General features: G+C 71.1%; 18 protein-coding genes, 2 tRNA genes and 2 pseudogenes. 14 read left to right on the top strand and 8 right to left on the bottom strand.

The window, feature by feature from the left end; genetic code table 11:
• The first annotated feature begins 86 nt into the window (after window positions 1-86).
• Window positions 87-296 (top strand): hypothetical protein, encoded by a 210-nt coding sequence (locus AC07AZ_RS18960; protein WP_478849081.1) that lies wholly within the window; start codon window positions 87-89, stop codon window positions 294-296.
• 52 nt (window positions 297-348) lie between these two features.
• Here AC07AZ_RS18960 and AC07AZ_RS18965 read toward each other — a convergent pair whose 3' ends face one another.
• Together AC07AZ_RS18965 and AC07AZ_RS18970 are read right to left on the bottom strand one after the other, a co-directional pair.
• On the bottom strand, window positions 349-1,719 hold the full coding sequence (locus AC07AZ_RS18965; RefSeq protein WP_478849083.1) for an ABC1 kinase family protein: 1,371 nt from the start codon (window positions 1,717-1,719) through the stop codon (window positions 349-351).
• On the bottom strand, window positions 1,712-2,926 hold the full coding sequence (locus AC07AZ_RS18970) for a TOMM precursor leader peptide-binding protein (RefSeq protein WP_478849085.1): 1,215 nt from the start codon (window positions 2,924-2,926) through the stop codon (window positions 1,712-1,714). The genes AC07AZ_RS18965 and AC07AZ_RS18970 overlap by 8 nt, the downstream gene beginning before the upstream one ends.
• Window positions 2,927-3,197: 271 nt before the next feature.
• Between AC07AZ_RS18970 and AC07AZ_RS18975 the strand changes: the two genes are divergently transcribed.
• The 4 genes from AC07AZ_RS18975 to AC07AZ_RS18990 all read left to right on the top strand — a co-directional run bounded on the left by AC07AZ_RS18975 (window position 3,198) and on the right by AC07AZ_RS18990 (window position 7,043).
• On the top strand, window positions 3,198-3,794 hold the full coding sequence (locus AC07AZ_RS18975) for a M48 metallopeptidase family protein (RefSeq protein WP_478849087.1): 597 nt from the start codon (window positions 3,198-3,200) through the stop codon (window positions 3,792-3,794).
• A gap of 141 nt (window positions 3,795-3,935) precedes the next feature.
• The gene (locus AC07AZ_RS18980; protein ID WP_478849089.1) at window positions 3,936-5,582 is read left to right on the top strand and encodes a TerD family protein; all 1,647 of its coding nucleotides are present in this window, start codon (window positions 3,936-3,938) and stop codon (window positions 5,580-5,582) included.
• Window positions 5,583-5,593: 11 nt separating this feature from the next.
• Window positions 5,594-6,274 carry an AIM24 family protein gene (locus tag AC07AZ_RS18985; protein WP_356032763.1) on the top strand — a complete coding sequence of 227 codons (681 nt, stop codon included), beginning with the start codon at window positions 5,594-5,596 and terminating at the stop codon, window positions 6,272-6,274.
• A 13-nt stretch (window positions 6,275-6,287) separates the two neighbouring features.
• Window positions 6,288-7,043 (top strand): AIM24 family protein, encoded by a 756-nt coding sequence (locus tag AC07AZ_RS18990; RefSeq protein WP_478849091.1) that lies wholly within the window; start codon window positions 6,288-6,290, stop codon window positions 7,041-7,043.
• Window positions 7,044-7,109: 66 nt separating this feature from the next.
• Here the strand turns inward: AC07AZ_RS18990 and AC07AZ_RS18995 are convergent, their stop codons facing one another.
• The gene (locus tag AC07AZ_RS18995; RefSeq protein ID WP_478849093.1) at window positions 7,110-7,631 is read right to left on the bottom strand and encodes an NUDIX hydrolase; all 522 of its coding nucleotides are present in this window, start codon (window positions 7,629-7,631) and stop codon (window positions 7,110-7,112) included.
• On the bottom strand, window positions 7,628-9,064 hold the full coding sequence (locus tag AC07AZ_RS19000) for a zinc-dependent metalloprotease (RefSeq protein ID WP_478849095.1): 1,437 nt from the start codon (window positions 9,062-9,064) through the stop codon (window positions 7,628-7,630). Before AC07AZ_RS19000 ends, AC07AZ_RS18995 begins: the two co-directional genes overlap by 4 nt.
• A 192-nt stretch (window positions 9,065-9,256) precedes the next feature.
• Here AC07AZ_RS19000 and AC07AZ_RS19005 point away from each other — a divergent pair, with 192 nt between their 5' ends.
• The 4 genes from AC07AZ_RS19005 (at window position 9,257) to AC07AZ_RS19020 (ending at window position 12,549) form a co-directional block, all read left to right on the top strand.
• Entirely contained in the window at window positions 9,257-10,372 is a 1,116-nt protein-coding gene (locus AC07AZ_RS19005) for an SDR family oxidoreductase (RefSeq protein WP_478849097.1), read from the top strand.
• Window positions 10,373-10,663: 291 nt separating this feature from the next.
• Window positions 10,664-11,125 carry a molybdenum cofactor biosynthesis protein MoaE gene (locus AC07AZ_RS19010; RefSeq protein WP_478849099.1) on the top strand — a complete coding sequence of 154 codons (462 nt, stop codon included), beginning with the start codon at window positions 10,664-10,666 and terminating at the stop codon, window positions 11,123-11,125.
• A gap of 120 nt (window positions 11,126-11,245) precedes the next feature.
• Window positions 11,246-11,410 (top strand): hypothetical protein, encoded by a 165-nt coding sequence (locus AC07AZ_RS19015; RefSeq protein WP_478849101.1) that lies wholly within the window; start codon window positions 11,246-11,248, stop codon window positions 11,408-11,410.
• A 50-nt stretch (window positions 11,411-11,460) separates the two neighbouring features.
• Entirely contained in the window at window positions 11,461-12,549 is a 1,089-nt protein-coding gene (locus tag AC07AZ_RS19020; protein ID WP_478849103.1) for a YlbL family protein, read from the top strand.
• A gap of 43 nt (window positions 12,550-12,592) precedes the next feature.
• Here the strand turns inward: AC07AZ_RS19020 and AC07AZ_RS19025 are convergent, their stop codons facing one another.
• Complete coding sequence (locus tag AC07AZ_RS19025) at window positions 12,593-13,135, bottom strand: PPA1309 family protein (protein WP_478849105.1); 543 nt, start codon at window positions 13,133-13,135, stop codon at window positions 12,593-12,595.
• 165 nt (window positions 13,136-13,300) lie between these two features.
• On the opposite strand from AC07AZ_RS19025, the gene AC07AZ_RS19030 reads away from it, so the two are divergent.
• From AC07AZ_RS19030 to AC07AZ_RS19045, 4 genes are all read left to right on the top strand, one after another.
• Complete coding sequence (locus AC07AZ_RS19030; RefSeq protein WP_478849140.1) at window positions 13,301-16,264, top strand: UPF0182 family membrane protein; 2,964 nt, start codon at window positions 13,301-13,303, stop codon at window positions 16,262-16,264.
• A 54-nt stretch (window positions 16,265-16,318) separates the two neighbouring features.
• A tRNA-Met gene (locus AC07AZ_RS19035) sits at window positions 16,319-16,392 on the top strand.
• Window positions 16,393-16,597: 205 nt separating this feature from the next.
• Entirely contained in the window at window positions 16,598-18,415 is a 1,818-nt protein-coding gene (locus AC07AZ_RS19040; protein ID WP_478849106.1) for a tetratricopeptide repeat protein, read from the top strand.
• A gap of 134 nt (window positions 18,416-18,549) precedes the next feature.
• A tRNA-Met gene (locus AC07AZ_RS19045) sits at window positions 18,550-18,623 on the top strand.
• A 324-nt stretch (window positions 18,624-18,947) separates the two neighbouring features.
• Here AC07AZ_RS19045 and AC07AZ_RS19050 read toward each other — a convergent pair.
• Window positions 18,948-19,364: a Fur family transcriptional regulator gene (locus AC07AZ_RS19050; RefSeq protein ID WP_478849108.1), complete on the bottom strand. Its 417-nt coding sequence runs from the start codon at window positions 19,362-19,364 to the stop codon at window positions 18,948-18,950.
• Window positions 19,365-19,485: 121 nt separating this feature from the next.
• On the opposite strand from AC07AZ_RS19050, the pseudogene AC07AZ_RS19055 reads away from it, so the two are divergent.
• Window positions 19,486-19,971 (top strand): annotated as a pseudogene (locus tag AC07AZ_RS19055) (catalase); the annotation flags it as partial.
• 76 nt (window positions 19,972-20,047) lie between these two features.
• Here the strand turns inward: AC07AZ_RS19055 and AC07AZ_RS19060 are convergent.
• Together AC07AZ_RS19060 and AC07AZ_RS19065 are read right to left on the bottom strand one after the other, a co-directional pair.
• Complete coding sequence (locus AC07AZ_RS19060) at window positions 20,048-20,440, bottom strand: CBS domain-containing protein (RefSeq protein WP_478849110.1); 393 nt, start codon at window positions 20,438-20,440, stop codon at window positions 20,048-20,050.
• Between the two features lie 400 nt (window positions 20,441-20,840).
• A pseudogene (locus tag AC07AZ_RS19065) lies at window positions 20,841-20,966 on the bottom strand (IS630 family transposase); the annotation flags it as partial.

The raw sequence follows: 20,966 nt of genomic DNA on the forward strand, positions 1-20,966 counted from the left end.
CCGCGGGGGCCGGTCCCTTCACACGGACCGGCCCCCGCGGGGCGTTGTGCCCGCGGTTGGGCGGGCCACGGCGTTATCGTCGCCAGGTGACCAGTCTTCCCGGAGGCAGTGACGACGGCGGCCGCGCCTCACGGCCGCAGCCCCTGGCGTGTGCCCGCTGCGGCACCACGGCGGAGGCCCCGCCGCCCACCTGGATCTGTTCCGTGGAGAACGGCAGCCGCCACTACTTCTGTGACGCCTGCTCCCGCGAGCACCTCAGGGCGATCGAGGGACGGCTCGACTCGGCCTGGTGGTAGACGCGGCGGCGTCGGACACACTGACCGGCGGCGGCAGCGCACCCCGCGGGTGTCACGCCTCCGCGGCGGAATCCTCCGCCTCCTCGGTCTCCTCCGGCACGAATCCCGGCAGCCACTCCTCCAGTTCCTCCCGCAGCCGCACCGTCGCGCCCAGCTGGCACAGCACACCGATCGTGCTCAGCGTCACCCGGTGGATGAGCAGGTAGGACGGCGGCAGGTTGAGCTGCCGGCCCAGCTGGTGGGCGGGGGAGCGGGGGTCGGCGATACGGGCCGCCTGGCCGCGCATCCAGCCCCGGGTGAAGGTGAACTCGTCCGCCTGGGCCGGCTCGATGATCGGCACGAGGTAGTCGAGGACGGCGTCGGGGTCGAGCTCTATGGACTCCTTGACGAATCCCTCCGTGCGCAGCAGGTCGTAGACCGCCTCCGCCTGGCCGTCGAGGGTCATCCGCAGCGAGGCACCGATGGTGGCCGGCAGTCCCCCCGGGAGACGGTCGACCGTGCCGAAGTCCAGGACGCCCAGGCGCCAGTCGTCCTTGCCCGCCGGGCCGCCGGGCAGGAGCCGGAAGTTGCCGGGATGCGGGTCGGCGTGCAGCAGTCCGGTGCGGGCCGGGCCGGAGAAGAGGAAGCGGGCCAGGAGTTGGCCGGCGCGGTCGCGCTGCTCCTGGGTGCCGTCGGCGATCACCTCCGACAGCGGGGTGCCGTCGATCCACTCCGTGACCAGGACCTGGTCGCACTGGTGGACCACACCGGGGACGACGACGTCCGGATCGTCCGTGAACTCTTCGGCGTGGGCCTGCTGGGCCTGCGCCTCCAGGCCGTAGTCCAGTTCCTCCGATACCCGGTCGCGCAGCTCCGCGATCAGCGGCTTGATGTCCATGCCGGGGATGAGGGGGCCCAGCAGCCGGGCGAAACGGCTCAGCTGCGTGAGGTCGGAGAGCAGGGCCTCGCCGGCGCCCGGATACTGCACCTTGACCGCCACCCGGCGTCCGTCGTGCCACACCGCGCGGTGCACCTGGCCGATCGACGCGGCGGCCGACGGCTTGTCCTCGAACTCGACGAACAGGTCCTGCCAGTCCGCGCCGAGCCGCTCCCGCAACACCGTGTGCACGGTGCGGGTCGGCATCGGAGGGGCCGCCTCCTGCAACTTCGTCAGCGCCGCCCGGTAGGGTCCGGCGACCTCCTCGGGCAGTGCCGACTCGAAGACGGACAGGGCCTGGCCGAACTTCATGGCCCCGCCCTTGAGCTCACCGAGCACCTTGAACAGCTGCTCCGCCGTCCGCTGTTGCAGCTCTCGGCCGACGATCTCCGCGGACTCCCCGACGATTCTCTTGCCGAGTCCCCAGGTGGCCCGCCCGGCGAAACCGAGCGGGAGCGCGGCGAGCTTGGCAGTCCGGGTGACTGCCTTCCGGGGAAGATCAGACATGCGCCCTCCAAGTCCCAGCCGGCCGCGCCGGGTCCGCCTTGCGGCGTGACTTCCGTGACGGCCGATGCTCCGCCATTGTCTCGTGCGATGCCCCGTCCTTGGCGGTGTGTTCCCCCTTACCTTTCTCCGCCGCTCCGCACGGACACGCGGAGTGTGCGCGGACCGGGCGGGCATTCCAGTGCAGTGCGGGCAGGGAGACCTCCCAGCGGGCGCCTGCACTCGACGGGACGCGGCCGTCCAGAAAGGCCAGCGCGTGGGCCGCGGCCAGTCCCGCGACCGTGGTGGCCAACGTCACGTCACAGGGCCGTACCGCTCGGTGCCGGCCGGAGTTCCACTGCGCGACCAGGCGGGGCCAGGCGGGGTCCTGGTCGGTGCGCCCCTCGTGCAGGCAGCCCGCGCACCCCGTCTCGCCCGGCAGGACGAAGGGACCCACCAGCCCGGTGGCCTCCACGACGCCGGCGTAGAGGTGCGGGGTGCCGGCGGCGACGAGGTGCTGCGCCGTGGAAGGGGCGGGAGCGTAGACCGCGACGTCGTCCCGTGGCGCGAGGATCACCAGGGACAGGCCCGGTTCGTCGTCCCCCGCCGCCGCCCGGGAGCCGCGACGCGGCGGGCGGTCCGGTGCCGCGCGGCGCACGATCTGCCGGGCGGCCTCGTCCCTGCGGTCACCGACGGCCTCGGCGGGCAGTCCGCCCGGAGCGACGTCCCACGGTTCGACACGGCCGCCGTCGCGCACCTCGACCTCACCGATCCCGGCCCCGGACAGCAGCGCGGCGAGGATCGCCCCCACCCGGCCGGCGCCTCTCACCTGCACGCGCAGCGAGCGCCGGGCGGCCAGCGCTCTGAGGCCGGCACCGGGTTCGGAGGTGGTCAGGGACAGCGAGGCCAGATCCGGGCGCAGCCGGTCCAGGACCTCCTTTCTCGCGCGCAGGGCGTCGGCGGCCGGTCCGCCGCCGCGCGCGTCGTCGAGCAGCCCGGCCTGCGCCAGCCGCTCGACGAGTCCGTCGACATGACTGCCGGGCAGGTCCATGCGCCGGCCTTCCACCCGCAGGAGGGCCTGCTCGCGGGTGCCGTTGAGCAGGTCGAGGAAACTGCCCGTCGCGGTGTCCACCGGGCCGAGCGTCATCGCGTGCGCCGGGGTCATCCCGAACTGCACGGTGTTGAGATCGCGCCAGCCGCGCCGAAGCGCGGGCTTCACCATCGGAACCATCGCATGCATGACAGGCCCCCGTAGCCGTCGGTGATCCACGTCGAAAGGTGCCGTCCGCCGGTGGAGGCGGGACGGAGGCCGGGCGGACGTCGGACGAAGTCGTCCCCAGCTCCGCCGGCCAGAGCCAGCATGCCTGTCCCCGGCGTGGGGCGCCGAAAGTTGTCCACAGGCTGTGGGTATTCGTCGTACGAATCAGACGCATGGCGGGGGATCGGCAGCGAACCGTCCCGGAGTCGGGACTTCCTCCGTGTGCAGAGGGTAACGTCGGGGCGTGTCCGCCGACCCACTGCACCGCGCCGGAACACCACAGCGCAGCACGCCGAGCCAGCCGCCCAGCGGCTCGGGGGCGAGCGCGATCGAGGTACGCAGGAGCGCCCGCCGACGCCGGACGGTCTCCGCCTACCGCGAGGGCGACCGCACCGTCGTACTCATCCCTGCCCGGATGTCCGAGGCGGAGGAGCAACGCTGGGTGAGCGTCATGCTCGACAAGCTGGCCGCGCAGGAGAGCAAGCGGGTGCTCGGGGACACGGAGCTGGCGTCGCGCGCGCAACGTCTGTCGGCGCAGTACTTCGACGGCCGGGCCCGGCCGGTGTCGGTGCGCTGGGTCACCAACCAGAACACGCGCTGGGGCTCCTGCACCCCCTCCGAGGGCAGTATCCGGCTGTCGCACCGGTTGCAGGGCATGCCCGAATACGTCGTCGACTACGTGCTGGTCCACGAACTCGCGCATCTGCTGGTGCCCGGTCACGGGCCCCGGTTCTGGCGGCTGCTGGAGGCGTATCCGCGCACCGAGCGGGCCCGCGGCTACCTCGAAGGTGTGGTCGCCGCCGACCGGCTGCCCCACCCGCCGGGCTCCCGCGGCGAGTGACGGCGATCCGGCTCGGGACGGGCCGGGCGGCGGTCGGCGGGGGTTTGTGTACCGGCTCTGTACCGACTTCGTGCGATGTCGGAGTTTGCCGTTAGCCTGACGCGACGCACTTGCATTCGGGATGGGGGACGGTCGTTACGCATGGCCAGGGAATTCCAACGCGGCCACAAGGCCAAGATCAGTGACCTCACCGCGGGCACCGATCTGTACGTAGGCGTACACATCGGCGGCCCCGGGCTGACCTTCGACATCAGCTGCTTCGGCCTCGACGCCGACGAGCGGCTCTCGGACGACCGGTACTTCGTCTTCTTCAACCAGCCGAAGTCCCCCGAGGAGTCCATCCAGCTCCTGGGCGCGCAGGCGGGCGACACGGAGTCCTTCCGCGTCACCCTCGACAAGATCCCGCCGCAGATCCAGAAGCTGTCGTTCACGGCGACCCTCGACGGCGCCGGACAGATGTCGCAGATCGCCCCCGGATACGTCCGCATCGTCGCCGGCGGCGAGGAGGTGGCCCGCTACCCCTTCAGCGGCTCGGAGTTCTCCACCGAGCGGGCCGTGATGCTGACCGACCTCTACCTGAAGGACGTGTGGCGGTTCGCCGCGGTCGGACAGGGCTTCGACGGCGGCCTCGACGCGCTGCTGAAAAACTTCGGCGGCGAGGTCGCCGAGGAGGAGACGCCAGTCCCGCAGCAGCAGTCCCAGGCCCCGGCCGCCCCCGGCTTCGCGCCGCCCGCGCAGGCCACCGCGCCGCCGTCGTTCGGTGCCCCGGCCCCCGCGCCGCAGCCCACCCAGGGCTTCGCGCCGCCCCCGGCACCCTCCGTGCACGCGGCGCCCACCATCATCGCGCCGCTGGCCCCGCCCGGCGGTTCCCACGTCCCGCCGCCCTCCCCGGCGCCCGCGCCCTACGGACAGCAGGGCCACCAGCAGGCGCCGTACGGGCAGGCCCCCGGCCAGACCGCCCAGACACCCCCGGGCTACGGGCAACCGCCGGCTCCCCCCGCGCCGCCCCCGGGCTACGGACAGCAGCCGCCCCCGGGTTACGGACAGCAGCCCCCGTTCGGGCAGGTCCCCGGCCAGCAGGCCCCCTACGGAGCGCCGCAGGCCGTGCCCCAGGGCGCCCCGCAGGGCGCCGGTGTCTCGGCCGCGCTCCAGAAGTTCAGGGAAGCGCCGACCGGGCAGCGCTGGACCCAGCAGAACAAGAAGCTCGTCCGGGTCGACCTGGGCATCGGCGGCCAGCCGGTCCTGGCCCGCCAGGGCAGCATGGTGCTCTACCAGGGCAAGGTCGACTTCAGCTACAAGGGCGCCGGATTCGCCGGCCGGATCGTGGGCAACGCGACCGGGCAGGAGATGCAGCTGATGCGCTGCACCGGCCAGGGCCAGGTGTTCCTCGCCGAGAACTCCACCCATCTGCACCCGGTGGAACTTCAGGGCGACGCGATCTGCGTCTCCGCGGAGAACGTCCTCGCCTTCGACGAGAGCCTCCAGTACGAGGTGCGCCGCGTCGAAGGGCACGGCATCCCCGGCGGCGCGCTGTTCACGATGCAGTTCCAGGGCACCGGCACGATCATCGTGAAAACGCACGGCACGCCCGTGGTGCTGCCCGTGACGCCCACGACCTTCGCCGACTGCAACGCCGTGGTCGCCTGGTCGGCCGCCTCGCAGGTGGTGGTCTCCAGCCAGGTACGGATGCGCCGCAACGCCTACCCCGGCGACACCGGAGAGAGCGTCAACCTCCAGTTCCGGGGCGCGCCCGGGAACTTCATCGTCGTCCAGCCGTACGAGGTCTAGGGGAGCCCGTCATGAACCAGCCGCTCGCGGGCTACGCTCCCGCACCCGTCACCGCCCGCATGGACAACCACGGCAACCACATGCTGAAGGTCGCCATGCAGACCGGAAACGACCTCCTCGCGCGCGTGGGGTCGATGGTCGCCTACGAGGGGTTCGTCCAGTACGAGCCGAACCCGCCCGCCGTCCGCCAGATCGCCCGTGACTGGGTCACCGGCGAGGGCGCGCCGCTGATGAAGTGCTCCGGCGACGGCCTGCTCTACCTCGCCGACTACGGCGCGGACGTCGTCGTGATCAATCTCAACGGCGACGGGATCTCCGTCAACGCCACCAACCTGCTCGCCTTCGACGCGCACCTGACCTGGGGTGTCGAGCGGGTCAAGGGCCTGGCGAAGTTCGCCGGGCAGGGCCTGTGGAACACGAAGATCTCCGGGCAGGGCTGGGTGGCGCTGACCTCCCGTGGCAAGCCGATCGTCGTCGACTGCGGCGGCGGCGAGGACGAGACGTACGTCGACCCGGACGCGCTCGTCGCCTGGTCCCCGAACCTCAAGGTGAAGGGCAAGCGCAGCTTCAAGGCGCAGTCGCTCATCGGCCGGGGCAGCGGCGAGGCGTACCAGATGGCCTTCTCCGGTCAGGGCATCGTCGTCGTCCAGCCCAGTGAGGACAGCACCGACCGTCTCCGGCTCCGGGGCTGAGGGGATCACCACCATGCAGAGCCCGCTTTTCGCCCACAACGACCAGCAGACCCAGGAGCGCTGGAGTCTGCAGAACAAGCAGATGCTGCGCGTCGTCATGGAGGGCCACGACGACATCCTCGCCCGCAAGGGCACGATGGTGGCCTACCAGGGCCTCGTCGAGTTCGACGCCGAGTACCAGAGCAACAACCAGGGCCGCGCGCGTGCTTACACGGGCGAGGGACTCGACCTGATGCGCTGCCACGGCCAGGGCACGGTCTTCCTCGCCAACCTCGCCCAGCACGTCCACGTCGTGGAGGTCGAGCAGGACGGGCTGACCGTCGACAGCAGCTACGTGCTGGCGATGGACTCCTCGCTGCACCACGAGGTCATCGCCGTCGACAGCCTGTACGGCATCTCCGGCTCGGGGAAGTACCAGCTCAACATCACCGGCCGCGGCAGGGTCGCCCTGGTGACCTCCGGCGCGCCGCTGATGATGCAGGTGACGCCCGACAAGTACGTCAACTGCGACGCCGACGCGATCGTCGCCTGGTCGACCGGCCTGCGCGTGCAGATGCAGGCCCAGACCCACACCTCCGGGGTGTGGCGGCGCCGCGGCAACACCGGCGAGGGCTGGGAGCTCAGCTTCATGGGCAGCGGCTACGCGCTCGTCCAGCCCAGCGAGCTGCTGCCGCCGCAGAACGCCCAGATCGGCCAGGGCGCGGCCGCCCAGTTCGGAATGGGGCAGCACGGCGCCCGGGCGCAGAACCAGGGCAACGCCTGGAGCTGACCGACCGGAGAAGAGACAGGAGTAAGGGGCGATCGCCCATGGTGCTCGCCCCTTACCCCTACCCGCTCACCCTCGCGCGCGTGCCGCGGCGAGCAGCCGCAGGACCGAATCGTCGGCGACGTCCGCCACCTCGTCGTAGGCGAACCAGCGCAGGTCGAGCGACTCGTCACTGATCGCCTGGACCGCTCCGGGCGGGGCCACGGCCGCGTACTGGACGTCGAAGTGCCAGTGGCAGGGCGGCGGGATCGGGTGCCGGTCCAGGCGCACCGGGCCGCCCGGCAGCAGGGACAGCCCCTCGATCCCGGACTCCTCCGTGGCCTCGCGCAGGGCCGCCGCCGCGAGTGTGGCGTCGCCCGGTTCGCAGTGGCCGCCCATCTGGAGCCACATCCGCAGCTTCCGGTGGAGGGTCAGCAGCACGCGTCCGCGCTCCGGGTCGAGCACCAGGGCGCTCGCCGTGACGTGGCCGGCCGTACATGCCTTCCACATGCCGTCCGGGTGGGCGTCCAGGTGATCCAGGTAGGCACGGCGCAGCTCTTCCTGGTCCTCGTAACCCTTCAGCACGAGGACCGCGTCGTCGTACAGGCTCACTCCGTGCCGTCGCCCTTGGTCTCGCCGTCCTCGTCCTTCTTGCCGCGGTCGGGCTTGTCGGCCGCCTCGCCGAGCATCTTGTCCCACTCGGAGAAGTCGGACTGCTCACGGTGCACGAACCCGTCCGGGTCGTCCAGGTCGGACGCCGTCGGGAGCATGTCCGGGTGGGCCCACAGGCCGTCGCGGCCGTCGACACCGCGCGCGTCCGTCAGGGACGCCCACAGCCGGGAGGCGTCCCGCAGCCGGCGCGGGCGCAGTTCGAGACCGATCAGCGTGGCGAACGTCTGCTCGGCCGGGCCGCCGGTCGCGCGCCGCCGGCGCAGGGTCTCGCGGAGCGCGTCCGCGGAGGACAGGCGCGGCTTCGCGGCCGCGTGCACCACGGCGTCCACCCAGCCCTCGACCAGCGCGAGAGCCGTCTCCAGGCGGGCCAGGGACGCCTTCTGCTCGGGCGTGTCCTCCGGCTGGAACATGCCCTGCTGCAGGGCGTCCTGCAACTGCTCCGGGTTCTGCGGGTCGAACTGACCGACCACGTCCTCCAGCTTGGCCGTGTCGACCTTGATCCCGCGCGCGTAGCCCTCGACCGCCCCGAACAGGTGGGAGCGCAGCCACGGCACATGTGCGAAGAGTCGCTGGTGGGCGGCCTCGCGCAGGGCGAGGTACAGCCGCACCTCCTCCTGCGGTACGCCGAGGTCCTTGCCGAACGCCTCGATGTTCACCGGCAGCAGCGCCGCCTTGCCGGCCGGGCCGAGCGGCAGACCGATGTCGCTGGAACCGACGACCTCGCCCGCCAGCACGCCGACGGCCTGGCCGATCTGCGTGCCGAACATCGCGCCGCCCATCGAGCGCATCATGCCGATCAGCGGGCCGGCCATGGCCTGCATCTCCTCCGGCAGGACGTCGCCCATGGCGTTGCCGACGCGCTCGGCGACCGGGTCGACGAGTTCCTTCCACGCGGGAAGGGTCGCCTCGACCCACTCCGCGCGGCTCCACGCCACCGCGGAGCCGGCGCCGGACGGCAGCGACGTCGCGTCGTCCAGCCACAGGTCGGCCAGGCGGACGGCCTCCTGGACGGCGGTGCGATCGGAGGGGCCGACGCTCGCGTCCTTCGTGCCGTCGGCGGTGCCCTGGGAGACGGTCTGGCGGGCGATCTGCTTGGCCATGTCCCAGTTCACCGGGCCGCCCTCGTAGGAGAGCATCTGGCCGAGCTGCTGGAAGGCGGCGCCCAGGTCGTTGGGGTTCAGCGAACCGAACATGGCGGCGAGCGGATTGTCCGCGCCGGGGCCGCCGAGGCCTCCGGCACCGGGCAGCCCGCCGAAACCGAGCGGGTTGGCCGGTCCCTGACCACCACCGCTCTGCTGGTCCTTCTTCTTGCCCTCGTCGCCGTCGTCCGGCTCCTCCGGCGGAAGGCCGAATCCGAATGGGGTGTCACTCACGGGAATCCTCGGCTGGTAAGGCCGCCGGTTCTCTCCGACGGCGCGACTGCCCGACAACACCACCCAGCGTAGACACCGAGAGCGGTTCGGGCCTCGGTGCTCCGCCGACTCTCGGCCTGCGGCAGGATGGATGCCACCTGGTACGTACGCGTCACGCGCGCTCGTACTGAAGACAACCGCTGGAGACGCCCGGTGAGTTCCCCAGATCCGCAGGTTCGCGCAGCGCGAAACCAGTCAACCACTCCCGCCACGCGCGGGCCCGTCGTCGCGGTCACCGGCGCCGCGTCCGGCGTCGGCGCGCTGCTCACCGAGCGGCTCGCCGCGTCGGACGAGATCAAGCAGGTCATCGCCATCGACGAGCGGCGCGGCGAGTGCGCGGCCGCCCAGTGGCACATCCTGGACGTGCGCGACCCCGCCATCGCCGAGAAGCTGCGCGGGGCGGACGTGGTGGTCCATCTCGCGCTCGACCTCGACCTGGAGACGGACGCCGCCGCCCGAACGGCCTACAACGTACGGGGGACACAGACCGTGCTGACCGCCGCGGCGGCGGCCGGGGTGCACCGGGTGGTGCTGTGCACCTCCGCGATGGTCTACGGGGCGCTGCCCGACAACGAACTGCCGCTGTCGGAGGACGCCGAACTGCGGGCCACGGCGGAGGCCACCGGTGTCGGGGACCTCCTGGAGATCGAGCGGCTCGCGCGCAGGGCACCGCGGGCGCACCCCGGGCTCAACGTCACCGTCGTACGCCCCGGGGTCCTCGTGGGCGGCGGCAGCGACACCGCGCTGACCAGGTACTTCGAGTCGCCTCGCCTGCTTGTGGTGGCCGGGTCGCGGCCGGCCTGGCAGTTCTGCCACGTCGAGGACCTGTGCAGCGCGCTGGAGTACGCCGTCCTGGAGAGGGCGGACGGGGAACTCGCCGTCGGGTGCGACGGCTGGCTGGAGCAGGAGGAGGTCGAGGAGCTCAGCGGCATCCGGCGGATGGAGCTGCCGTCGGCCGTCGCGCTGGGGGCCGCGGCCCGGCTGCACCGGATCGGTCTCACGCCGTCTCCGGCGGGAGACCTGGCGTACACGATGTACCCCTGGGTGGTGAGCGGGAGCCGGCTCCATGACGCCGGGTGGCGGCCGCAGTGGACCAACGAGGAAGTGCTCGCGGAGTTGCTGGAGGAGGTCTCCGGCAGGCACACGGTGGTCGGGCGGCGGCTGGGGCGGAAGGACGCGACGGCAGCGGGTGCGGCGGGGGCGACGGTCGCCCTGCTGGGAGCGGCTGCGGTCGTGCGGCGGGCGCGGAAGGCGCGGCGGCGGATCTGACGGGGGCTCGGGCGGGGGCTCGGGCGGCGGGGCGGGGGCGCCGACGCCGGCGGGGCGGAGGGAGCGCGCGCGGCGGGGCGGAGGGAGCGCGCGCGGCGGGGCGGAGGGGGCGTGGTGCCCGGGGGCGGGGTTTCGCCCCCGCCGCCCCTTCCCGTCCCGTCCCTGGGGGCTGCCGCCCCAGACCCCCGCTTCGGCCCGGAGGGCCTCGTCCTCAAACGGGCGGGCTGGGAGGGAAACCGCCGGGGCAGCGTCGTATTTCCTGTGGTTCCTGGTGTGCGGCACGATGGGGGCATGGCACCTACCAACGACCATCCGGGTGAGCAGGGCGCGCAGGACCCCATCAAGCTGCTCGGTGTCCGGGAGACGCCGCTGTCCCTGGACGAGGTGTTCCGGGCCGTCGGGGACGACGCCGCCGGCGGGACCGCCCTGTTCGTGGGGACCGTGCGCAACCACGACGGCGGAGCCGACGTGGACGAGCTCGGCTACTCGTGCCATCCCAGCGCCGAGGCCGAGATGCGGCGGATCGCCGAGAAGGTCGTCGCGGAGTACCCGGTGCGCGCGCTGGCGGCCGTACATCGCGTAGGTGACCTGAAGGTCGGGGACCTGGCCGTGGTCGTCGGCGTGTCGTGTCCGCACCGGGGAGAGGCGTTCGAGGCCTGCCGGAAGCTGATCGACGACCTCAAGCACGAGGTGCCCATCTGGAAGCACCAGAAGTTCTCCGACGGCACCGAGGAGTGGGTCGGCGCCTGCTGACTGCGCGCGGGTCACCCCTCCGGTTGCGTAACCGGACCCCTGCCGTGAGCGTTGTGCGTGCGGATGGTTAATCTGCTGATCAGTCAGTTGCGGTGGTTCACTCGGGGATGGGAGGTCGGCATGGCGGCACTCGCCTGGCTGCTGATTCCGTTCGCGGCCGCGATCGGCGCGGGCCTGTGGGGCGGTTGGGCCAACCGGACGCACCGGGTGCGTGGCGACGGGCCCGAGCTCGCCGGGTACGCCCGTTTCCGCGAGGCCATGGAGAAGTCGCACACCGGCACCTGACCGGGCGGCCCTGACGGTGCGCTGACAGCGACGTCCCGTACTGTCGTGCCATGCCACGCCGCACCGCGACGATGCTCGCCTCCACCCTGGTACTGATCGCACTTCTGTGCGCCGGAGTGTTCATCACCGTGCCCTACGCGGAGATGTCCCCCGGGCCGACGGTGAACACCCTGGGTGACCACGCCGGCGAGCCGGTCCTGCAGATCTCCGGACGCAAGACCTACGCGGCGAGCGGGCACCTCAACATGACCACCGTCCGGGTCACCAGCGCCGACTACCGGATGAACCTCGTCGAGGCGGTCTACGGCTGGCTCGCGCACGACAGCAAGGTCGTTCCGCACGACACGCTCTACCCGGACGGCAAGACCGAGGAGCAGTCCACCCAGGAGAACGCCGAGGAGTTCAGCCAGTCCCAGGAGAGCGCGAAGGTGGCCGCCCTGAAGGAGCTGAAGATCCCGGTGCGGTCCTGGGTGATCGTCTCGACGGTCGTCAAGGGATCGCCCGCCGAGGGCCGGCTGCACGCCGGTGACGTGATCAAGGCCGTCGACGGTACGGCGATCAAGGAGCCGACCGACGTCGCCGACCTGGTGACCAAGCACAAGCCCGGCCAGAAGGTCGTCTTCACGGTCGTGCCCGCCAAGGAGCAGGCCGCCGCGGAGAAGGACCACAAGACGGCCACCAGGACCCAGGACGTCACGATCACCACCGCGACCTCCGACGACGCGCACGAGAAGCGTGCCATCGTCGGGATCTCGGCGGGCACCGACCACACGTTCCCGTTCACAATCGACATCAAGCTGGCCGACGTCGGCGGGCCGAGCGCCGGACTGATGTTCGCGCTCGGCATCTACGACAAGCTGACGCCCGGCGATCTGACCGGCGGCAGGTTCGTCGCGGGCACCGGCACGATCGACGACGACGGCAAGGTCGGGCCGATCGGCGGCATCGCCCTGAAGACCGTCGGCGCCCGCAACAAGGGCGCCCGGTACTTCCTGACCCCCGCCGACAACTGCTCGGCCGCCGCCAAGGACACCCCCGGGGGACTCACCCTGGTCAAGGTGAACACCATCAGCGACGCGCTGAAGGCCCTCAAGGACATCCGCGGCGGCGACACCGCCGACCTGCCGAAGTGCGGCTAGCCGGACCCCGCGAGCCCGGCCTGGTCCACACGTGACCGAACATTTAGTCCTCGAACGTCGCCGACAGCGCCTCGGCCAGGCCCGGCACCAGCGCGCCACCGGTGAGGACCTCCGTCGGGGTGTCCTTCTCGCGCAGGCGCAGGGCCGAGTCGCGGGTACCGTCGCGCAGCACCGCGACCGTCATCCGGACCTCCTGACGGTCCGGGTGCTCGGCCACCCACTGGGCGAGCTTCTTCTCGTTCAGCCCGTCCGGGACGGACGCTTCGGCCGACGGCGGCAGCATCAGGCGCTCCACGGTGAGCGCGCAGCCGGCCACCGCGTCGGGCCAGGCGATCGTGGCGAGGAACTCGTCCAGCGCCTTGCCGGCCGGGATCTCCTCCTGCTCGATCGGGGTGAGGGCGGCGGCCGCCGGCTGGTCCTGAAGGCCGAGCTGGGCCGCTAGGGCGGGTTCCTGGGTGCGCAGCCGCGCGGTGTCTACGAGGGCGAAGAGGCGGGCGGGCTGATCCCAGCCCAGGCCGGAGGCGTACTCGTCGATCTCGAGTACGGCCCGGGTGAGCGGGTTCGCCGCCATGGGAGTGTTGGACATGGTCACAATCCTGCCTCGTTCATGGCCGGAATCGGGAACCGAGTAAAGCGTGAGTAAGTTGCATAGGTGTGGGCCTACGATCACGGGGCCCTCCGACGGCCCGCGAGGACTGGGGCCTGACGGACCGACAGCGAACTTCTTGGGGTGCGCACCTTGGCTTTCCAGATGCCGGACCGCGGCGGAGGCCCGACAGGGCCGCGAATGAGAGTGGGCCGCCCGTCCCGGCGTGTCCGGACCCTGTTGATGACACTGGGAGTGCTTGCCGTCCTCGGCATGGCGTTCACCATGTTCGCGGGGTTCTGGACGGACTGGCTCTGGTACCGGTCGGTGCACTACTCGTCCGTGTTCACCACCACTCTGTGGACCAAGATCGGGCTCTTCTTCGTCTTCGGTCTGCTGATGGCCCTCGCGGTCGGCTTCAACATCTGGCTGGCGCACCGGCTGCGCCCGCCGCTGAGCGCCATGTCGATGGAGCAGCAGAGCCTCGACCGGTACCGGATGGGCATCGCGCCGTACAAGAGATGGCTGCTGTTCGGGATCACCGCGCTGGTGGGTCTGATCGCCGGTGCCTCGGCGTCGGGCCAGTGGCGGACCTGGCTGATGTGGGTCAACGGTGTGTCCTTCGGCCAGAAGGACCCGCAGTTCCACCTCGACGTGTCCTTCTACGCCTTCGACCTGCCCTGGTACCGGTTCCTGCTGGGCTTCGGCTTCGCGGCCGCGATCCTCTCCCTGATCGCCGCCGCGCTCACCCACTACCTGTACGGCGGGCTGCGGGTCACCAGTCCGGGCGCGCGCGCCACGGCCGCGGCGACCGGACACCTGTCGGTGCTGCTGGGTGTCTTCGTCACGCTGAAGGCGGTCGCGTACTGGCTCGACCGGTACGGCCTCGCCGTCAAGTCGAGCGACTTCAAGGCCACCGACAACTGGACGGGCCTGCGGTACGTCGACGCCAACGCCTATCTGCCGGCCAAGACGATCCTGTTCTGCATCGCCGTCATCTGCGCCGTGCTGTTCTTCGCCACGCTGTGGCGGCGCACCTGGCAGCTGCCCGTGATCGGCTTCGGTCTGATGGTGCTGTCCGCGATCCTCATCGGCGGCCTGTACCCGGCGATCGTGCAGAAGTTCCAGGTCCAGCCGAACGAGCAGGCCAAGGAAGCGCCGTACGTCGAGAAGAACCTCAAGGCGACGCGCGAGGCGTACGGCATCGACGGCGCGAAGGTCACCGAGTACTCGGGCAAGAGCACGACCACGGACAAGACCAAGCTGCGCGACGACGTCGACACCACGGCGAGCATCCGCATCATGGACCCGAACGTCGTCTCGCCGACGTTCCAGCAGCTCCAGCAGATCCGGAACTACTACGCGTTCCCGACCAACCTGGACGTCGACCGGTACAGCAAGGACGGCAAGGACCAGGACACGGTCATCGGTCTGCGTGAGCTGAACCTCAACGGCATTCCGAAGAACAACTGGATCAACGACCACTTCCGCTACACCCACGGCTACGGCGTGGTCGCCGCCAAGGGCACCGAGGCCGACTCCGAGGGCCGCCCGGTCTTCACCGAGTCCGACCTGCCCTCCAAGGGCGACCTCGGGGAGTACCAGCAGCGGATCTACTACGGCGAGAAGACCAGCACGTACTCGATCGTCGGCGGCCCCCAGAAGGAGATCGACTACTCCGACGACAACGGCGAGAAGACCACCAGCTACCAGGGCACCAGCGGGGTCAACCTCTCCAGCCCGATCAACCGGGCCGCCTACGCGGTGGCGTTCAGCGAGCCGCAGATCCTGTACTCCGGGGCGATCGGCGAGGGTTCGCGGATTCTGTACAACCGAACGCCGAAGGAGCGCGTCGAGGCGGTCGCCCCCTGGCTGACCATCGACGGCGACGCCTACCCGGCGGTCGTCGACAACAAGATCCAGTGGATCGTCGACGCGTACACCACGACCAACGGTTACCCGTACGCCTCCCGTACGACGCTCGGCGACACGACGGCCGACTCGCTGACGGCGACCAACAACAGCCGCACGGTGGTCGCCCAGCAGAACCAGGTCAACTACATCCGCAACTCGGTGAAGGCGACCGTCGACGCGTACACCGGCGCCGTGAAGCTCTACCAGTGGGACACCAAGGACCCGGTCCTCAAGACCTGGATGAAGGCGTTCCCCGGCACGGTGGAGCCCAGGAGCGACATCTCGGGCTCGCTGATGGCCCATCTCCGGTACCCGCAGGACCTGTTCAAGGTCCAGCGCGAGCTGCTCACCCGCTACCACGTGAAGGACGCCACGACGTTCCTCAGCGGCAGCGAGGTGTGGCAGGTCCCCGACGACCCGGCCACCAAGTCGGGCAACGCGGTGCCGCCGTACTACCTGAGCATGAAGATGCCCGACCAGGCGGCGCAGGCCTTCTCGCTGACGACGACGTTCACGCCCAACGGCCGTGACAACCTCAGCGCGTTCATGTCGGTCGACGCCGAGGCGGGCGCACCCGACTACGGCAAGATCAGAATCCTGAAACTGCCGACCAACACGACGGTCAACGGACCCAAACAGGTCCAGAGCACCTTCAACTCCGAACAACGGATCGCCGCCGCCATCAAACTGCTCCAGGGCGGCGACTCCGACGTCGAGTACGGCAACCTGCTGACGGTCCCGCTCGACGGGGGGCTGCTCTACGTGGAGCCGGTCTACGTACGCGGTGGTGGACTCAAGTACCCGCTGCTGCGGAAGGTGTTGGTGACCTACGGCGGTGCCACCGCCTTCGAGGACACCCTCGACGAGGCCCTCAACAAGGTGTTCGGCGCCCCGGGTGCGACCACCCAGCCACCGGGTGACACCACCACCAACCCGCCGCCGGCCTCCAACAACCCCACGGTCCAGCAGGCGTTGGACGACGCCCAGAAGGCCTTCGACGCCGGCCAGGAGGCGCTCAAGAAGCCCGACTGGGAGGCGTACGCGGCGGCCCAGAAGGATCTCGAGGCGGCGCTGAAGCGGGCCGAGGACGCGCAGAGCAAGGCCGACAAGGCCGCCAAGAACAGCGCCGGCGGCAGCAAGGCCGGCAGCAGCCCCAGCCCGAGCAACAGCCCCAGCCCGGGTAACAGCCCGAGCGGCAGTCCGGGCAGCGGGTGACGCGGTAGGCGATCAAGCCCCCCTCCGCGCCGTGGTACGGTTGACACACAACGGCGCGGGGTGGAGCAGCTCGGTAGCTCGCTGGGCTCATAACCCAGAGGTCGCAGGTTCAAATCCTGTCCCCGCTACTGAATGCGAAGGCCCGGATCCTCCAAGGATCCGGGCCTTCGTGGTGTGCGAACGCATGTGCCGGGGGATCGGATGGCCGCGCCGCCGTGGGGAGTTGCGCGAATTGTGTTTGACTTGTCTCTCTGTGGGCAAGTCGACAAAACGCTGAAGTGACCTCACTGGCTGCGGTATACCAGGTGTACCCGGGTTGCAGGTGGTGCGACGATGGACGTTATGGGGGACAAGGCAACTCTGTTCGAGACAGGGCGATTTGTGCAGCCTTCCGGACCGGGCGAGGCCGGTGAGGCGGCGGAGGACGCGGCCGAAGAAGTACGGCAGCGGCTTGCCGCCGAAGCGGGCGACGCCGACGCGATGAGCGTCCTCGGAGCCATGTTGCTGCGCCGTGGCGATCTCGACGGAGCCGAGCCCCACCTGCGTGCTGCCACCGCGGCGGGGGACCGCGCGGCCGCCAACAACCTGGGCGTCCTGCTCCACCAGCGTGGATACGCGGACGAGGCGGCGGGCTGGTGGCGGATCGCCGCCGTCGCGGGGTCCGCGGCCGCCGCGCACGCGCTGGGCCGGCACCACCGCGAGCGCGGGGACGAGCCGGCCGCCGAGTACTGGCTGCGACAGTCCGCCGAACAGGGACACGCGCTCGGCGCGTACGCGCTCGCCGACCTGCTCGAACACCGGGGCGACGCCGGGACCGAGCGGTGGATGCGGGCCGCCGCCGAGCGCGGACACCGTGAGGCCGCCTACCGGCTGGCGCGCGCCCTGGACCGCCGTGCCGCCCACGAGGAGGGCCGCGACGCCGACGTCGCCCCCGCCTCCGAGGGAGCGGAAGAGGCCGAGCAGTGGTACCGGCAGGCCGCCGCGCGCGGCCACCGGCGGGCCGCGCTGCACCTCGGCGCGATCCTGGAGCGGCGCGGCGCGCTCAAGGAGGCCGGGCGCTGGTATCTGACGTCCGCCAAGGACGGAGAGGCGCGGGCCGCGTGCGCGCTGGGCTTCCTGCTGCGGGACGCGGGCGACACCGAGAGCGCCGCCGTGTGGTGGCTGCGCGCCGCCCAGGACGGCGACGGCAACGCGGCCAACGCGCTGGGCGCGCTGCACGCCGAGCGGGGCGAGCCGCAGACCGCCGAGCGGTGGTACCGGGCGGCGTTGGACGCGGGCGACGTGAACGGCGCGTACAACCTCGGCCTGCTCTGCGCCGAGCAGGGGCGCACCGCACAGGCCGAGCAGTGGTACCGGCGCGCGGCCTACGCCGGGCACCGGGAGGCGGCGAACGCGCTGGCGATCCTGCTGCTCCAGGGCGGGGACACCGCGGGCGCCGAGCCGTGGTTCTCCAAGGCGGCCGAGGCGGGGAGCGTGGACGCCGCCTTCAACCTCGGCATCCTGCACGCCGGACGCGGCGAGGAGCGGCCGGCGCTGCGCTGGTACGAACGGGCCGCGGCCGCCGGTCACACCGAGGCGGCGCTCCAGGTCGGCATGGCGCGGCTGCGGGACGGGGACGAGCTGGAGGCGGAACGGCATCTGCGGTGCGCGGCGGGCGGGGGCAGCCCCGAGGCCGCGTACCGGCTGGCGACCGTGCTCGACGCGCGGCGCCCGCCGGTGCCCGAGCACGAGCTGGGCGAGTCCGTGCACGAGAAGAGCGAGTGCGAGGAGTGGTACGAGCGGGCCGCGACCCAGGGGCACCGGCGCGCACAGGTGCGGGTCGGGATGCTCGCCGCGGCCCGGGGCGACATCGTGGAGGCGGCGCGCTGGTACCGGGAGGCGGCCGAGGCGGGATCCCGCAACGGCGCGTTCAATCTCGGGCTGCTGCTGGCGCGGGAGGGCAGCGAGCCCGAGGCGGCCGTCTGGTGGACGCGCGCGGCCGACGCGGGGCACGGGCGGGCGGCGCTCCGGCTCGCCCTTGTCTACGCGCGTCGCGGCGAGCTGGCCGAGGGACAGAAGTGGGCGGACCGGGCGGTGACGCTGGGCCCGGCGGAGGTATCGGAGCGGGCGGCCCGGCTGCGGGACGCGCTGCGGCAGGAACTGTCGGCCTGAGGCGCCCGCGGCGGCCCGGACGGATGGAGCCCGTCCGGGCCCGCCCGCTGACGCCGTCGCTGACGCCGTCGCTGACCTGCGCGGGAAGCGATTTGCTTCTCCCGGCATCCTTGACGTAACGTTGCATTCATCGACGCGGGGTGGAGCAGCTCGGTAGCTCGCTGGGCTCATAACCCAGAGGTCGCAGGTTCAAATCCTGTCCCCGCTACTGAAGGCCGAGGGCCGGAATCCGAAAGGGTTCCGGCCCTCGGTGCGTTGTCGGTGTCTCGCGCGTCTGCGGGTGTCGCGTCCGCGGGGCGACTGGGCTCGTGGCATCCGGTTCGTGGGCCGGGAGGCCGAACTCGCCGCCGTGTGGGCCCGCCCGGGATCGGAAGCGGGAGCACGCACCACGCACCACGCACCACGCACCACGCACCACGCACCGCGCTTGGCGCACCGCGCACCGTGCATCACGCACCGCGCAGCACGAAGCCCCGGCATCAGGACGTTGATGCCGGGGCTTCGTCGCGGTCGTCTGTGTGGTGCTGCGGGCTTACGCGGCCGCGCAGTTGGGGCACACCCCGCGGTACGTCACCTCGACGTCCGACACCGTGAAGCCGAAGCGCTCGGAGTCCGGAAGGTCGGACAACGGGTTGCCCGTGGGGTGGACGTCACGGATCGCTCCGCACCGGGCGCACACCAGGTGGTGGTGGGGCTGGTGGGCGTTCGGGTCGTACCGCTTGGCGCGCTTGTCGGTGGCGACCTCGAGGACCTCACCGAGGGAGACCAGTTCGCCCAGCGTGTTGTAGACGGTCGCCCGGGAGATCTCGGGCAGCCTGACGACCGCCCTCGAATGGACCTCGTCGGCCGTCAGGTGCACGTGCTCGCCGTCGAGGACCTCGGCCACGACACGTCGCTGCGCGGTCATACGCCATCCGCGTCCGCGCAGCCGTTCCAGAAGGTCACTCATGGCCTCAGCCTAACAGAGGAGGACCAGAATCCGAATAGGTGTGACTTTGGAGCTCAACTTGACTTAGATTAAGTCTATTATTGGATCGAGCTGGACTTTGGTCGGGGTGCAGGGCCGGCCCTACGGCTCGCACACCTACCGGTGGAACAACGAGGCCGGTGAGGTCTTCTGGGTCAGTTCAACCCGTTCGACCTCACCAAGGTGCGGCCGCACGAGGACTACCCGCCGGTCGAGATCGGCAGGCTGGAGCTCAACCGCAACCCGCGGAACTTCTTCGCCGAGGTCGAGCAGTCGGTCTTCAGCCCTACCCACTTCGTGCCGGGCATCGGCCCCGTCCCCGGACAAGATGCTCCAGGGCTGCCTCTTCGCGGCGACCGGCAACCACGAGGCGTCGGTGCATGCCGAGGACAACGACTTCGTGCAGGCGGGCAACCTCTACCGTCTGATGCCCGAGGACGAGAAGACCCGTCTCGTCGGCAACCTGTCCGGCTTCATCGCCAAGGTCTCGCGCGACGACATCGCCGAGCGCGCGATCAACAACTTCCGTCAGGCGGACGGAGACCTCGGCCAGCGGCTGGAGGCCGCGGTCCAGGCCCTGAGCGGCTGACACCAGCACTGGACCGCTTGTCGTGGGAGGTGGGCCGGTCCCTTCGGGGGCCGGCCCATCGGCGTGCCCGGGGTGTTCAGGCGGGGACCCGGTGCCGCAGGGGGGCCCAGCAGCGGATGATGTCGCGGACCGAGACGATGCCGACGGGATCGCCGCCGTCGAGGACGATGAGGTGGCGGAAACCGCCGTGCGCCATCGCGCCGGCCGCCTCCTCCAGGGTCCAGGCGGGGGCGGCGAACACCACGTCGTTGGTGGTGTGGTCCTGGGTTCGCTCGGCGTCCGGGCTCTGGCCGAGGGCCACGGAGTTGAGGATGTCGCGTTCGGTGAGGATGCCGACGCCGCCGGCGTCGGGGTCGAGGACCACGGCCGCGCCGACGCGGCGGGCGGACATCAGGGCTGCGGCCTGGCGGAGGGTGTGGGCGGGGCCGATGGTGAGGACCACCGTGCTCATGGCGTCGCGGACGAGCATGGGATGGAGCCACCTCCTTGAGAACCCACTTAGTTCGTGAATTCACAAATTCACAAGTGGGGGGACTATCAGAGTGGCAGGTAAAGCGCGGGTCAACAAGGGGGCGCGTGCGTCCGACGGACGGCGCACGCGATCACCTCACGCTGCTCAGTAGCGCTCGTATTGATCCCCCTGCTCGGCGGGGTGCGGCATCGTCCCGCGCCCTGCCGCAGAGCTGCACGGTTGTGGTTGTCGTTGGTCGTTGTCGGCCACTGTGGGCCGCCCTCCGACGGCCCAGAGACGGCCCGAGACCGCTTCGTCCCCAAGTAACTGGGAGGGAGTACTGCCCTTGGCCGCTGCGCGTCCCACCTGCGTTGCTGGTGCGCAGACGTTCGCGCTCGTCCGCCGGTGTTGTCAACAGTTACTGACGTTGTCGCCGTGATGTCGTGAAGCCGGTTTCGGCGAGGCATCCGTCGATGAGGTTGGTGCGGTACTGGATCTGGCGGAGACCGTGTCGAAGCGTGCTGATGAGGTGGTCGGGGTCGGT

Source organism: Streptomyces sp. NPDC043878, from assembly GCF_056435735.1.